Origin of the sequence: Muribacter muris, assembly GCF_004569585.1 — a bacterium.
In the GTDB taxonomy this organism is placed as follows: domain Bacteria; phylum Pseudomonadota; class Gammaproteobacteria; order Enterobacterales; family Pasteurellaceae; genus Muribacter; species Muribacter muris.
The window spans coordinates 1-14092 of sequence record NZ_SPPA01000035.1; the positions used below are offsets into that span (position 1 = coordinate 1).

General features: G+C 46.8%; 15 protein-coding genes, 5 tRNA genes and 1 pseudogene. 12 read left to right on the plus strand and 9 right to left on the minus strand.

The genetic code is table 11. The features are described from left to right. The 5 genes from E4T80_RS11645 to E4T80_RS11665 form a co-directional block, all read right to left on the minus strand. The coding region (locus tag E4T80_RS11645) for a GTP-binding protein (protein ID WP_228074258.1) at window positions 1-126 on the minus strand (126 nt) is incomplete at its 3' end. A 108-nt stretch (window positions 127-234) separates the two neighbouring features. Further along, window positions 235-310 (minus strand) — tRNA-Thr (locus E4T80_RS11650). 3 nt (window positions 311-313) lie between these two features. Continuing rightward, window positions 314-388 (minus strand) — tRNA-Gly (locus E4T80_RS11655). Window positions 389-426: 38 nt separating this feature from the next. Beyond that, a tRNA-Tyr gene (locus tag E4T80_RS11660) sits at window positions 427-511 on the minus strand. Window positions 512-547: 36 nt separating this feature from the next. Further along, window positions 548-623, minus strand: a tRNA-Thr gene (locus E4T80_RS11665). Window positions 624-867: 244 nt separating this feature from the next. Between E4T80_RS11665 and coaA the strand changes: the two genes are divergently transcribed. Continuing rightward, on the plus strand, window positions 868-1818 hold the full coding sequence (coaA, locus tag E4T80_RS11670) for a type I pantothenate kinase (protein ID WP_228064761.1): 951 nt from the start codon (window positions 868-870) through the stop codon (window positions 1816-1818). Between the two features lie 2 nt (window positions 1819-1820). After that, the gene (locus E4T80_RS11675) at window positions 1821-2531 is read left to right on the plus strand and encodes a tRNA1(Val) (adenine(37)-N6)-methyltransferase (protein ID WP_135058585.1); all 711 of its coding nucleotides are present in this window, start codon (window positions 1821-1823) and stop codon (window positions 2529-2531) included. Window positions 2532-2599: 68 nt separating this feature from the next. On the opposite strand, the gene E4T80_RS11680 is transcribed toward E4T80_RS11675, so the two are convergent. Further along, window positions 2600-3706: a Gfo/Idh/MocA family protein gene (locus E4T80_RS11680; RefSeq protein WP_135058586.1), complete on the minus strand. Its 1107-nt coding sequence runs from the start codon at window positions 3704-3706 to the stop codon at window positions 2600-2602. A gap of 352 nt (window positions 3707-4058) precedes the next feature. On the opposite strand from E4T80_RS11680, the gene accA reads away from it, so the two are divergent. Further along, window positions 4059-5012 (plus strand): acetyl-CoA carboxylase carboxyl transferase subunit alpha, encoded by a 954-nt coding sequence (gene accA / locus E4T80_RS11685; protein WP_135058587.1) that lies wholly within the window; start codon window positions 4059-4061, stop codon window positions 5010-5012. 116 nt (window positions 5013-5128) lie between these two features. Here accA and E4T80_RS11690 read toward each other — a convergent pair. After that, window positions 5129-5204: transfer RNA gene (locus tag E4T80_RS11690), tRNA-Thr, on the minus strand. A gap of 133 nt (window positions 5205-5337) precedes the next feature. Between E4T80_RS11690 and pdxY the strand changes: the two genes are divergently transcribed. The 8 genes from pdxY (at window position 5338) to E4T80_RS11730 (ending at window position 9678) form a co-directional block, all read left to right on the plus strand. Then, window positions 5338-6198, plus strand: a complete 861-nt coding sequence (pdxY, locus tag E4T80_RS11695; RefSeq protein ID WP_135058588.1) for a pyridoxal kinase PdxY — start codon at window positions 5338-5340, stop codon at window positions 6196-6198. Between the two features lie 82 nt (window positions 6199-6280). Continuing rightward, entirely contained in the window at window positions 6281-6661 is a 381-nt protein-coding gene (locus E4T80_RS11700) for a YbaN family protein (protein WP_135058589.1), read from the plus strand. Between the two features lie 32 nt (window positions 6662-6693). Further along, window positions 6694-7299, plus strand: coding sequence for a molybdopterin adenylyltransferase (mog, locus tag E4T80_RS11705; RefSeq protein ID WP_135058590.1), 606 nt, complete (start codon window positions 6694-6696; stop codon window positions 7297-7299). Continuing rightward, a complete protein-coding gene (gene glnB / locus E4T80_RS11710) occupies window positions 7296-7634 on the plus strand; it encodes a nitrogen regulatory protein P-II (protein ID WP_047975851.1) in 339 nt (112 codons plus the stop codon). Before mog ends, glnB begins: the two co-directional genes overlap by 4 nt. A gap of 9 nt (window positions 7635-7643) precedes the next feature. After that, window positions 7644-8135, plus strand: coding sequence for a signal peptidase II (gene lspA / locus E4T80_RS11715; RefSeq protein ID WP_135058591.1), 492 nt, complete (start codon window positions 7644-7646; stop codon window positions 8133-8135). Further along, window positions 8132-9076, plus strand: a complete 945-nt coding sequence (ispH, locus tag E4T80_RS11720; protein WP_135058592.1) for a 4-hydroxy-3-methylbut-2-enyl diphosphate reductase — start codon at window positions 8132-8134, stop codon at window positions 9074-9076. Before lspA ends, ispH begins: the two co-directional genes overlap by 4 nt. Beyond that, entirely contained in the window at window positions 9076-9315 is a 240-nt protein-coding gene (locus tag E4T80_RS11725) for an FAD assembly factor SdhE (protein ID WP_135058593.1), read from the plus strand. Before ispH ends, E4T80_RS11725 begins: the two co-directional genes overlap by 1 nt. Before the next feature lie 21 nt (window positions 9316-9336). Further along, on the plus strand, window positions 9337-9678 hold the full coding sequence (locus tag E4T80_RS11730) for an ArsC family reductase (protein ID WP_135058594.1): 342 nt from the start codon (window positions 9337-9339) through the stop codon (window positions 9676-9678). 173 nt (window positions 9679-9851) lie between these two features. Here the strand turns inward: E4T80_RS11730 and E4T80_RS11735 are convergent, their stop codons facing one another. Together E4T80_RS11735 and ydiJ are read right to left on the minus strand one after the other, a co-directional pair. Beyond that, window positions 9852-10277 carry a hotdog fold thioesterase gene (locus E4T80_RS11735; protein ID WP_135058595.1) on the minus strand — a complete coding sequence of 142 codons (426 nt, stop codon included), beginning with the start codon at window positions 10275-10277 and terminating at the stop codon, window positions 9852-9854. After that, the gene (gene ydiJ / locus E4T80_RS11740; protein ID WP_135058596.1) at window positions 10274-13378 is read right to left on the minus strand and encodes a D-2-hydroxyglutarate dehydrogenase YdiJ; all 3105 of its coding nucleotides are present in this window, start codon (window positions 13376-13378) and stop codon (window positions 10274-10276) included. The genes E4T80_RS11735 and ydiJ overlap by 4 nt, the downstream gene beginning before the upstream one ends. 428 nt (window positions 13379-13806) lie before the next feature. Here ydiJ and E4T80_RS11745 point away from each other — a divergent pair. Further along, window positions 13807-14092: pseudogene (locus tag E4T80_RS11745) on the plus strand (porin OmpA); the annotation flags it as partial.

Genomic DNA, 14092 nt, shown 5'->3' on the forward strand with positions numbered 1-14092 from the left:
ACCACCGAAGTGTTTTGCAAGTACAGTCGTGATTGCTGCTGTTAAAGTTGTTTTACCGTGGTCAACGTGGCCGATTGTACCCACGTTAACGTGCGGTTTTGTACGTTCAAATTTTTCTTTAGACATTTTAAGAGTCCTCTAAATAAACAAACACGGTTACGATGGTACGTTACCACATTAACCAAATGTAGAATCAATTACTTAATTAAGGATGAGATGAAGATAGAATAGAAGTGGTGCTGATAGGCGGATTTGAACCGCCGACCTCACCCTTACCAAGGGTGCGCTCTACCAACTGAGCTATATCAGCGCTTGGAGCGGGCAGCGGGAATCGAACCCGCATCATTAGCTTGGAAGGCTAAGGTAATAGCCATTATACGATGCCCGCTGTTCTAAATTCGTCTGTCCCAAGATTCAATTAAGAAATGGTGGAGGGAGAAGGATTCGAACCTTCGAAGGCTGAGCCAACAGATTTACAGTCTGCCCCCTTTGGCCGCTCGGGAATCCCTCCACACTAATTGAATACTTATTTACACTGCGCAGTGAATGGTGCCGACTACCGGAATCGAACTGGTGACCTACTGATTACAAGTCAGTTGCTCTACCTACTGAGCTAAGTCGGCGTTGCGTTGTCGTAAGCAAGTGATGCGCATTATAGGGATTTCCGAAAACCTTGCAAGTATTTTTTTCTAAAAATTTAGAAAATCGGATCTTTCGCTTGTAAAATATGCAAACTGATGACTTTTTAAGTATTTTTGCAACATTTACAGAGAGAAACGCCCCATTTCTTGAGTTTCTATTGTATATTTAGCAAGCTAAATGCTGCTCAAAATGAAAATAACAGACAAAAATAGAAGAGAATTGGCTATGAGCCTGCAAAAAAATACCAAAATCAGCCCCTTTTTAACCTTTGACCGTCAGCAATGGGCGGCATTGCGTAAATCCGTCCCGCTCAAATTAACCGAACAAGACCTCAAACCGCTACTTGGTTTTAACGAAGAGTTGTCATTAGATGAAGTTAGCACCATTTATCTGCCTCTCGCCCGCTTAATCAACTATTACATTGATGAAAATCTCAAACGGCAGCAGGTTTTGCATAAATTCTTAGATGTTGCCTCGCCGAAAGTGCCTTACATTATCAGCATTGCCGGCAGTGTATCGGTCGGGAAAAGTACCTCCGCTCGTATTATTCAAGCCTTGCTTTCTCAATGGCCGCACGAACGGAAGGTCGATTTAATTACCACAGACGGTTTTCTTTACCCGCTGGACGTATTAAAAGAGAAAAATCTGCTCCAAAAGAAAGGGTTTCCCGCTTCTTACGATATTCACCGCCTGATTGCGTTTGTGTCGGACATTAAATCGGGCAAACGGGAGGTGAAAGCACCGATTTACTCGCATTTAACCTACGACATTATTCCCGATCAATTTAACGTGGTCGATCAACCGGATATTGTGATTTTGGAAGGCTTAAACGTCTTGCAAACGGGAATGAACTACCCCGCCAGCCCGCATAATGTGTTTGTGTCGGATTTTGTGGATTTTTCCGTTTATGTCGATGCGGACGAAGCACTCCTGAAAAAATGGTATATCCACCGTTTCTTGAAATTCCGCCGCGGCGCATTTTCTGATCCGAATTCTTACTTTCACCATTATTCAACCTTATCGGAAGCTGAGGCGATTGCCACAGCCTCCAGTATTTGGGATGAAATTAACGGCTTGAATTTACGGGAAAATATTTTACCGAGCAGAGAGCGGGCAAATCTCATTTTGGTGAAGGGGGAAGATCATGCCATCGAAACGGTGAAATTGAGAAAATAGCGATGTCCGGATCGCAAGGCTTTCAATTTAAACGCTTTTTTATTGCTCACGATCGTTGTGCAATGAAAGTGAATACGGACGGCATCGTGCTAGGCGCATTGGCAGATATTGACAAAGCGCAGCGGATTCTCGACCTCGGCACAGGCACGGGATTGATTGCAATAATGTTGGCACAACGCACCGCTTGCACGGTGCAAATCACGGCGGTTGAGCTGGAGACAGCCGCCGCGGCGCAGGCTTATGCCAATGCACAAAACAGCCCGTGGTATAAACGGCTTCACATTGTACAGGGCGATGTGATGACACTGGATTTTGCACCTTGTTTTGATCTGATTGTCTCCAACCCGCCCTATTTTGAACACAGCCCGGCAAGCCGTGATCACCAGCGAGATCTTGCCCGCTTAGCGATGACCAGCCATTTTGATTGGCTGAAAAAAGCGAAAAATTGGCTTGCACCTGCCGGTAAAATCAGCCTTATTTTGCCGATTGACGCTGCGGAAAAATTGATTGAACCCGCCCAAACCCTCGGTTTACATTGCGTAGAATATTGGCAAATTCAAACCAAAATCAATAAACCGCCAAAACGTGCGGTGGTGAGTTTTTCCTTTATTTATCAATGGCTTATCCGGAAGATCTTGGTAATTTATCGGCAGGATAATCAATACACCGATCAATTTAAACGCCTCACCCAAGATTTCTACCTCAATTTTTGAGGTTTTTGCCAATAAAACAACGTAACCGACCGCTTGCAAGCGGTCAGTTTTCGACAATGTTGTGTAAATTAACCGATAATTTCGCTTAACTCGACTTTGCGGTTTTGATTGCGGGACAGGGTGCAGGCATCGGCGGTTGCAATCGCTGCACGGGCGGCTTCACCGGTTAATAGCGGCAGAAATTCAGCGGTTGGCGGCATACCGTGTAGCAGGTCATTGAGGTATTTCATCTCTTTATGCATTACCGCATTTAGCCATAACGGCGTGGTTTGCCCCGGTTTACCATATTGAATGGCGGCATCTTTTTGCTTGGCGGTATAAATACGTCTGCGGTCGTCATCTTCCGCTTGGCTTTCGTGAATAAGAAAATGACTGTCTTGCCCGTCCAGCCGTAATGTGCCTTGACAGTGATACAGATCGAGCTTAATCGCCCCCTTTTCGCCTTGAATCAGCACATAATGTTCGCCCCACTGAAATGCCGAGCCCCATTCTAACAAGGCGAAACGCCCGTCCGCATATTCCATATTCACAAACAGCATATCGTCTTCATCGCCAAATTGAGGGCTTTGATGAGCGACATTGCCGGCAGTCATTGTAACCGTTTTAGGTATGCCGCCCATTAAAAATTGTACGCAGTCCAATTCGTGAATATGGTGATACAAATGCCCGCCCGATTTCGCCCGCATTTTTTTCCAAGAGACGTTTGGTTGAACATCTTCCCAGCCGTTGCGAGCGGTATGGCAATATAGCACTTTGCCGATAACCCCTTGATTGATTAGCGTTTTGGCGTGTTGCACCCCATTGAAGAAATTCATTATATGCCCAGCCATAAAGGTAACGCCGTTTGCTTCACAGGCTTTGACCATTTCATCACAATCGGCATAGTTAATGGCGATCGGTTTTTCGCAGAAAACGTGCTTTTTATGTTGGGCGGCGAGGATCACCGGTTCTTTGTGCAGATAATTTGGCGAGGCAACGATCACGCAGTCAATATGCGGATCGCTCACTAATTCAAGTAAACTCGCGGCAGCGGTGCAACCCAATTCGGCGGCAATCGTGTTACCGTGTTCAGGGTCGTAAACCATTGTTACTTGTGCATCGTTTTGTTGGTTCATAATGCGGGCGAGATCAGCGCCGAAATAACCGACGCCGACCACGCCGTAGCGAATAGTCATTTTTACTCCTTAACCTACTGATAGTAAAAGATAATCCGATGTTTTGATAAGAACAGACAGGCGAGCCGTTTGAGCGAGATCGCTTCGGCTCACCTATACTGAATTAAGAATGACGAACGGTGCGATCATAGGCTTTCCCCAAAAATTCTCAAGAGCTTGATTAAGCGAACATTAAAATTTGTGATCTGCCTCACATTTTGGGTTTAGTGAAAAGGGCGTGTCGCCAAGTCATATTGCCTTGCCAAGCGGTCGGATCTGGACGAAAATTTGCAAAAAATTGCAGAAATCTCACCGCTTTTCACCATTCACTGATAGAATACGGCGGATTTTTTCTCAACAAGAAGGAAAAGTGATGAGTACAGAATATTTGGATTTTGAATTGCCGATTGCCGAGCTAGAAGCCAAAATCGAGGCGTTGCGTTCTGCGGTGGGCAATGATAACAGAATCAACCTTGACGATGAGATTGCCCGTCTGCAAAAGAAAAGCGAAGAATTAACCAAGAAAACCTTTTCAGATTTAGATGCGTGGCAAATTTCCCGTATGGCACGCCACCCAAGCCGCCCTTATACCCTAGATTATATTGAGCGGATCTTCACCGAATTTGACGAGCTGGCGGGCGATCGTGCCTTTGCCGATGATAAAGCGATTATCGGCGGTATTGCGCGTTTGGACGGGCAGCCGGTGATGGTGATTGGGCATCAGAAAGGGCGTAGTGTTAAAGACAAAGTGAAACGTAATTTTGGAATGCCTGCGCCGGAAGGTTACCGTAAAGCCTTGCGTTTAATGCAGATGGCGGATCGCTTTAAATTGCCAATCATCACCTTTATTGATACACCAGGGGCATATCCGGGTATTGGGGCGGAAGAGCGGGGACAATCGGAAGCGATCGCTCGCAATTTGCGTGAAATGTCCACCCTCAAAGTGCCGGTAATTTGTACCGTCATAGGCGAAGGCGGATCGGGCGGTGCATTAGCCATCGGGGTTGGCGACAAAATCAATATGTTGCAGTACAGTACTTATTCGGTGATCTCGCCGGAAGGCTGTGCTTCGATTTTATGGAAAAGTGCTGAAAAAGCCTCTGCCGCAGCTGAAGTGATGGGGCTGACCGCTCCACGCCTGAAAGAGTTAGGGTTGATCGACAATATCGTACCTGAACCTTTGGGCGGCGCACACCGTGATTTTGAGCAAATGGCAGCGAATTTGAAACAACGTTTATTAGACGATTTGGCGGATCTCGCTCCGCTTGATGAAGCGGCTCTTACAGATCGCCGTTACCAACGTTTAATGAGCTACGGTTACGTTTAGCCGAAGAAGCGGTAAGATTGACGCAATAATTTGCAAATCTTGCCGTTTTTTATGTGCAGAAAAGATCAGCTATCCGAGTGCTTGTGTACTTACGATTGGAATATAAAGAGGAAAAATGGTGCCGACTACCGGAATCGAACTGGTGACCTACTGATTACAAGTCAGTTGCTCTACCTACTGAGCTAAGTCGGCAAAGAAGGGTATCTTGAAAAACGGGGTGTATTCTAATTATTTTTCGGTGTTTTGCAATATTTTTTGCCGGAAAATCACTTAATAAGCGTATAAATGTTGAATAATCCAACATATTTTGAGGATAAAGAACACAATGAAACATATTCTTTCTATTCAGTCTCACGTTGTGTACGGCTATGCCGGCAATAAATCGGCAACCTTCCCGATGCAACTTTTAGGGGTGGACGTTTGGGCATTGAACACGGTGCAGTTTTCTAACCATACCCAGTACGGTAAGTGGACGGGAATGGTGATTCCAAAAGAGCAAATCGGCGAAATTGTGCGGGGGATTGATGAGATCAACGCCTTAGCCGAGTGTGATGCGGTACTTTCCGGCTATATCGGCTCGGCGGAGCAGGTCGCAGAGATTGTGAAAGCCTTTGAGCAGGTCAAAGCCCGTAATCCGAAAGCTGTTTATTTGTGCGATCCGGTAATGGGACACCCCGATAAAGGCTGCATCGTGGCGGACGGCGTTAAAGAGGGCTTAATCAATCTTGCGATGGCGAAAGCGGATATTATCACACCGAATTTAGTCGAATTGCGTGAGTTGAGTGGCTTGGCGGTGGAAAATTTCGAGCAAGCAATCGAGGCAGTGAAAGTGCTTTTAACTAAAGGCCCGAAAAAAGTGCTTGTGAAACATTTAAGCCGTGTGGGTAAAAATGCCGATCAGTTTGAAATGTTGCTGGCAAACGAGGATGGCATTTGGCATATCAGCCGCCCGCTGCACGCTTTCCCGAAAGAACCGGTGGGCGTAGGCGACTTAACGGCAGGGATCTTCTTGGCAAATGTGCTAAACGGCAAATCCGATATTGACGCCTTTGAGCATACCGCCAACGCTGTCAATGATGTAATGGAAATTACCCACCAAAGCGGGCGTTACGAGCTGCAAACGATTGCCGCCAGAGAGGTGATTTTAGCGCCGAAAAGCCATTATCAAGCGGTGAAAATTGCTTAATAGCCGACTATTAAACAGATAGATTGAAAAAATAGCCTAATCCGTTATCATTTGATTTTGCGATTTATTCTCAATTCAATCAATGAAAATTCTCTATATTCTGTTTGGCTTTCTCTTTATTGCATTAGGTGTAATAGGTGTGGTTGTGCCGGGGTTGCCGACCACCCCTTTTTTGTTGCTGGCGCTTTACTGTTTCGGTAAAAGCTCCGAACGCATCAAAAACTGGTTTATGCAAACCAAATTGTATGATCGATATTTAAAAGATTACGATCGTAACCGAGCGATGACGCTGAAACAAAAAATCAGTATTTTGGCGTTTTCCGCGCCGTTTTGCCTGTTCGCATTGCTGACCCTGCCGAATATTTGGGGCAAAATTTGCCTGATACTGGTGATCATTTTTCAATATTATTACTTCTTCTTTAAGATTAAAACTTTAGAAAAACCGCCTACTACATTAAAATAGTTGCTCATAATTTTGCAAAAAAGTGAGAGAAAATGACCGCTTGTTTAACTCAAGAGAGGCTCAAAATCGGTTTAGTGTCGATTTCCGATCGCGCCTCTCAAGGCGTTTACACCGATCAAGGCATTCCGGCGTTGCAAAGCTGGTTGAGTGCCGCCCTGATTGACCCCTTTGACGTGCAGAGCCGTTTAATTCCCGATGAACAAACCGTCATCGAACAGACGCTGATTGAGCTGGTCGATCAACAATGTTGTCATTTAGTGCTGACTACCGGCGGTACAGGGCCGGCAAAACGGGACGTTACCCCCGATGCCACCTTAGCGGTTGCCGATCGGGAAATGCCTGGTTTCGGCGAACAGATGCGGCAGGTGAGCCTGCATTTTGTGCCGACCGCGATTTTATCCCGCCAAGTCGGCGTTATCCGCCGTCAATCCTTAATTTTAAATTTGCCGGGGCAACCGAAAGCGATTAAGGAAACGCTGGAAGGAGTAAAAGACGAACAAGGCAAAGTGTTGGTACGAGGCATTTTCAGTGCCGTACCCTATTGCCTACAACTGTTAAGCGACATTTATATTGAAACCCACCCCGAAATTTGCGAAAGTTTCAGACCGAAATCGGCACGAAAAGAGGAGATAAAATGAAAAAAATTGAAGCCATTATTAAGCCCTTTAAATTAGACGATGTGCGAGAAGCTCTGACCGATGTCGGCATTATGGGAATGACCGTTACCGAAGTGAAAGGCTTCGGGCGTCAAAAAGGGCATACGGAACTCTATCGTGGGGCGGAATATGCGATTGATTTTCTGCCAAAAGTGAAGTTAGAAATCATTGTTACCGATGAACAGGTGGACGATTGCATTGAAGCGATTATTGACACCGCCCAAACGGGCAAAATCGGCGACGGCAAAATTTTCGTTTACGAGGTTGAGCGTGCGATCCGCATTCGCACAGGCGAAGAAAACGAAGACGCAATTTAAGGAACGAAAATGAAAAAAACAGGTTTGGTGTGGTTATGGTTGAGTTTGGTAACTATTGCCGCCGATTTATTCAGTAAATATATCGTGGTTCAACGCTTTGAGCTGGGCGAAAGTATCAACATTTTGCCGATTTTTAACCTCACCTATGCCCGCAATTACGGGGCGGCGTTCAGCTTTCTCGCCGAACATTCCGGCTGGCAGAAATATGTTTTCTTGGGCTTGGCGGTGGTGATTTCGCTGGCGTTAGTGGTGATGTTATTTAAAAATAACGCCTCGCAAAAACTGCAAAATAGTGCCTATGGGTTAATTATCGGCGGGGCGTTGGGCAATGCGATTGACCGTGCCTATCACGACTACGTGGTGGATTTTTTGCATTTTTATTGGGATCAGTATCACTATCCCGTGTTTAACGTGGCGGATATTGCCATTTGTGTGGGGGCGGGGCTGCTCATTCTTGAATCGATTTTAGACAGCCGCCAAAAGAAAAAGAGTGAACAATGAACATTATTTTAGCAAACCCTAGGGGCTTTTGTGCCGGCGTGGATCGGGCAATTTCGATTGTCGAATTGGCGTTGGAAATCCACGGTGCACCAATTTATGTGCGGCACGAAGTGGTGCATAACCGCTTTGTCGTGGACGGCTTAAAAGCTAAGGGGGCAATTTTTGTCGAGGAGTTGGACGAAGTACCGGACGGTGCAATCGTGATTTTCTCCGCCCACGGCGTGTCGCAAGCAGTGCGTCAAGAGGCGAAGCAGCGGGCGTTAAAAGTGTTTGATGCGACCTGCCCGTTGGTAACGAAAGTGCATATGCAGGTTGCCCGTGCTAGTCGGAAAGGGACGCAGGCGATTTTAATCGGCCACGAGGGACACCCTGAAGTGGTCGGCACAATGGGGCAGTACGACAACCCCGAAGGCGGCATTTTTTTGGTGGAAGACGTAGAAGATATTGCCAAATTAAACCTCAAAGCCGATCAAGATCTGACCTTTATGACTCAAACTACGCTCTCAATTGACGATACAAGCGGTGTGATCGAGGCATTAAAACGCAAATATCCCGCCATTCAAGGTCCTCGTAAAAACGATATTTGCTACGCCACCACTAACCGTCAGCAAGCGGTGCGGGAACTGGCAAAGCAATCGCAACTGGTACTGGTGGTCGGTTCTAAAAATTCCTCAAATTCTAACCGCTTGGCAGAATTAGCCTCCAGAATGGGCGTGCCGGCAAAATTGATTGACGGGCCGCAGGATATTGATCCGCATTGGTTAGTGGGGGTGAAGACCATCGGTATTACCGCCGGTGCGTCTGCACCGGAAGTGTTGGTACAATCGGTGGTCGAACGGCTGAAAACCCTTGGGGTAGAAACGGTGAGCGAGTTGGAAGGCTGTGAAGAAAATACCGTTTTTGAAGTCCCGAAAGAGCTGCGAATTACGGAGGTAGCCTAATGAACCGGTTTAAAATTGAGTGGGAATGTCGGCGGGGAATGCGTGAGCTGGACAAACTGATAATGCCCTTTTATCAAGGTTATTTTGATGAATTGAGCGAAACCGAGCAGCATACTTTTGTAGAAATGCTTGGCTATCCTGATCCGGAGCTGTTCCGCTGGTTTATGAACCAACAGCCAGCCCCTACCTCCGCATTACAGGCGATGGTGGCGTTAATCCGCTCAAAATTAGCTTATTAAACAACATATTAAGGAGAGAGAATGGTTAAAGTTTATGGCATAAAAAATTGCGATACGGTTAAAAAAGCAATGAAATGGCTGGCGGCGCAAGGGCTTGACCCACAGTTACACGATTATCGTACAGACGGCTTAGATCCGGTTTGGTTGGCAGAAATGGCGGATAAACTCGGCTGGGAAAACTTAGTGAATAAACGTAGCACCACTTGGCGTGGACTGGCAGACGAGGTAAAAAATCATCTCACCAAAGAACGAGCATTAGAGGTTCTGATCGAGCAGCCGACCTTGATTAAACGCCCGATTGTGATTAAAAATGATCAGGTTTTGCTTGGCTTTAACGAGGCGGAATATCAAACTTTACGTTAAGGCAAGCGGTGGGTTAATAGCGATTTCTTGCAAAATGATTGGCATAGGGTTTTGCTTATTAGGCTAAGATATCCGCTATTAAATCCCCTTACCATCTGTTTTCCGATAATAATATTGAGATAGCGGCTTTGATCTCTTGTCCGCACCATTTTGCGCCTAGTCTAATCTTGTCTCTAGGCGTTTATTTTATTTAATAGCCGCACGGTTAGACGAGCGACCGCACAGAGCCGTTGCCGCTCGTCTGTTATTTCCACCTGCCACACTTGGCTATCTTTGCCTAAATGAAGCGGCGTGGCACAGCCGGCGACAAAACCTTGTTTCACCGCTTTTAAATGGCTGATGTTCAATTCCGTGCCGACCGGCACTTGATCTTCCTCACAACACAGTAGAGCGGCGGCAGAGGCGACCGTTTCTGCTAAGGTCGCCGAAATACCGCCGTGTAGCAAGCCGAAGGGCTGGACTGTGCGTTGATCGACAGTGAGCCGAGCGGTTAGCGTTTGCCCATTGATCTCGCAAAACGTAATGCCTAAATGAGAGACGGCAGAGCCTTGGCAAAGTTGGTTCAGCGCGTCAAGAGAGAGGTTTTTTTTCCAAATCATTGCGTATTTTCCACGATCGTGAGTAAGGCTTGGAGCGGGTGTTTAAGCACACGATGCGCCATTCGTTTAACTTGGCTGCGGCAGGAATAGCCGGTCGCCAAACAGCGTTCGAGGGGCTTGTTTGCCAGTTTGTGCTGCCACGATTGCGCATAAATCGCTTTTGACATCGCAATATGCTGGGTTTCGTGCCCAAATGTCCCCGCCATTCCGCAGCAGCCGACATTTTCATTCACCAGTTTTTCGCCAAAATGGGCGAAGATTTTTTGCCACGCAGACGGGCTACTCGGCAGGGCGGTTGATTCGGTACAGTGGGCAAACAGATGCCACGGCAAGCGGTCGGTATTCCGCGTTTTTTTGCAATCCGCCAATGTGCCGGCATCTAATTGGCTGAGTAGCCATTCGTGCGCCAGTTGTACCTGAAATGTGCCGCGCTGCTCTTTGAGCAAGTGGGTGTACTCGTCCCGATAAAGCAGAGTGAGCGCCGGATCGACCCCGACCATTGCGATCCCCAATTTCGCCACACGGTTGAGAAAATCCGCCTGATTTTGTGCGGTACGGGCAAACTGTTGCAAAAAGCCTTTGATATGCTGAGCTTTACCGCTTGGCTTAAACGGCAGCACAATCGGCTTAAAGCCGAGCTGCTGGCATAAACGGACAAAATCGGCGACCACCTTGGCATCATAATAAGAGGTAAACGGATCTTGCACCACGAACAGATAATTGCTGATTTGCTCTTGCAACTGACCGCTTGCCGCTTGCTGTTCAAGGCTTTCGAGGGTTTCGTGGCGGTAGCCGATTTGTCGGAGCTGTGCGTTCAAGTTCGGGCTGGAGAGGGCGGGCAGATCGACCATACCGATGGTATGCGCCGCCACTTTTTCCGCCCAACGATTCGCACTGAAAAAGTTGAAAAAACGAGGCTGTTTTGCCATCAGCGGCGCAAAAAACTCTAAGTTAGCGACCACATAATCTTTCAGCGGGCGTAAATAGCGTTGGTGATAGAGCGCATTAAATTGCGAGCGGAAAGTCGGCACGTCAATTTTGATCGGACACTGACTGGCACAGGCTTTGCACGCCAAGCAGGTATCCATCGCCACTTTGACCTCGTGGGAAAAATCATAATCTTTGGATTTTCGCCACTGATTGCGTATTTTAGCGGCTAAATCGACCAATTTCGGGCTATTTTGACGACTGTCGAAAATTAAGGCGTGCGGTGAAACGTTTTCCGCCGCCAGTAACCGCAGCCACTCTCGGATTAAGGTGGCCCGTCCTTTCGGGGAAAAGAGGCGGTTGCCGCTCACTTTCATTGACGGACACATTGTGCTATGCACATCAAAATTAAAGCATAAGCCGTTGCCGTTGCAATTCATTGCCCCTTTAAATTCCTCCCGTACGGTGAGCGGAATTTGGCGGTCGAAATCCGCCCGCATCGGCGAGTCAATCGGATAAAGGGTGGCTTGGCTGTCTAACGGCGTACAAATTTTGCCGGGGTTCAGGCGGTTTTGCGGGTCGAAAAGCTGTTTGATATAGCGTAGCTCACGCCATAAGGTTTCACCAAAAAATTGCTCGCCGTAAGCAGAGCGCATTCCTTTACCGTGCTCGCCCCAAATTAAGCCGCCATATTTGGCGGTCAGCGCCACCACACTGTCGGAAATTTGTTTGAAACGCTGCACTTGCTCACGATCGCATAAATCTAACGCGGGGCGAACGTGTAGCACACCCGCATCAACGTGCCCGAACATTCCGTATTCCAAGCAGTGTTCATCTAACAGTTGGCGAAATTCGCCGATGTAATCGGCAAGATGTTCTGGCGGAACGCAGGTATCTTCCACAAAGGCGATCGGCTTCGCCCAGCCTTTTGCGTTACCGAGCAACCCGACCGCTTTTTTGCGCATTGCATAGATTTTGTCGATCGAGGCGGGATCGTTGCAAATTTGATAGCCGATCAGACCGCTTGCACGTTCGGCAATGCATTGATCGAGGGTTCGGCACAGATCGGCAACTTGACGCTCGTTCAGTGCTTGATCGTTAGAGGCGTATTCGACAATGTTAATCCCTAAAATCGGGTCGTCTGCTTCTTCGGTTAAGAGATCGGAAACGGAATGCCAGATGATGTCCTGTTTGGCGAGGTTCAGCACTTTGGAATCGACCGTTTCAACGGACAGTGCGTTGGCTTGCAGCATCATCGGCGCTGCACGCAAAGCGGCATCAAATGAGCGGTATTTAACGTTAATCAAGGTGCGCTGCTGTGGAATAGGCAGTAAGTTGAGCTTTGCTTCACAGATAAAGGCGAGTGAGCCTTCCGAGCCGGTCAATATACGGCTGAGATTGAACTGGGTTTCCGCCTCATTGAACACATTTTTCAGATCGTAACCGGTCAGAAAACGGTTGAGCTGCGGCAATGAGGTGAGTACGGTCGGTCGCAATGTTCGGCAACGATCGAAAATAGTTTGGTGTAATTGTTTGGCTCGGCTCGGCAAATTGAGTGCATCAAGATTTGCAGAAAAATCATCGCAATCGACCGCTTGGGTGTCAAGCACTTCGCCATTAATCAGCACGGATTTGAGGGCAAGAATATGATCGGACGTTTTGCCGTATTTAAGCGAGCCTTGCCCCGAGGCATCGGTGTTGATCATTCCGCCTAAAGTCGCGCGGTTGCTGGTGGAGAGTTCCGGTGAAAAAAACAGCCCGTGCGGTTTGAGAAATTGGTTAAGCTGATCTTTGACCACGCCGGCTTGCACCCTTACCCAGCGTTCCGCCACGTTCAGCTCTAAAATGTGGTTCATATGGCGGGAGAGATCCACAATAATATTGTTATTAAGCGATTGTCCGTTTGTGCCAGTGCCCCCCCCACGGGGGGTAAATGTGAGGGATTGAAAGGCTTCCCGTTGGGCAAGTTTGGTCAGGATAATGACATCGGCAACGGATTTGGGAAATAAAATCGCTTGCGGCATTTGTTGATAGACACTATTGTCTGTGGCAAGCGACAGGCGATCGGCATAGCTTGAGGCAATATCACCGCTGAAATGTTGGTTTTTGAGTGCCGTTAAATAGTCGGCAACAGTCGGGTTAAGATCGGGCGTGTTTGCTAATCGAGGGATCATTTTTATATTTAAAATAAAATAGGAATAGTGCGGATATTAGCAAGTTTTGAGCCGATTAGAAATAGCCGTAGAATTGACAAAAATTAAAGAAAAAAGGACAAACTGAAAAAGTTTCTTTGCAAATTATTACATAAAAAACGAAATAGAGCGTTGATTTTTAGGTAATGAGCCAACATAATAGTTAAGTTCTTATTGCTTACTTCATTAAAGTGCAGGAAGGAAAATAATAAGAGCGTTCTATATCGACAAACTTATTTTCAAAAGGTTGCCTTGTGTTTTTATCTTTTTTAGGTAGAATAATATAAGGTACTCTGTTTATTCTATTTTAGAATAAGGAATAAATTAAGAGTTTCAATACTTTCTTTTTAACCGGAGTATTGAGCAATATATTTAACTTTCGATGACAATAAATTTAGAGGATCATCAAAATGAAAAAATCTGTAATTGCATTAGCAGTATCTGGTTTAGCCTTAGCAACTGCGACACAAGCAGCACCACAAGCAAACACTTTTTATGCGGGTGCAAAAGCGGGTTGGACAACCGTTCACGGTGGGGTGAAACAATTCAACTCTAAATACGCAGATGACGCACGTTATGGTTCAGGTTTCTCAGAAGGTTTCAACGGAGAAGCAGAGCTTTTCGGTATTAACCGTAACTCTGTAAACTACGGCGTGTTCGGCGGTTACCAAATCGCAGATAACCTAGCGGTTGAGT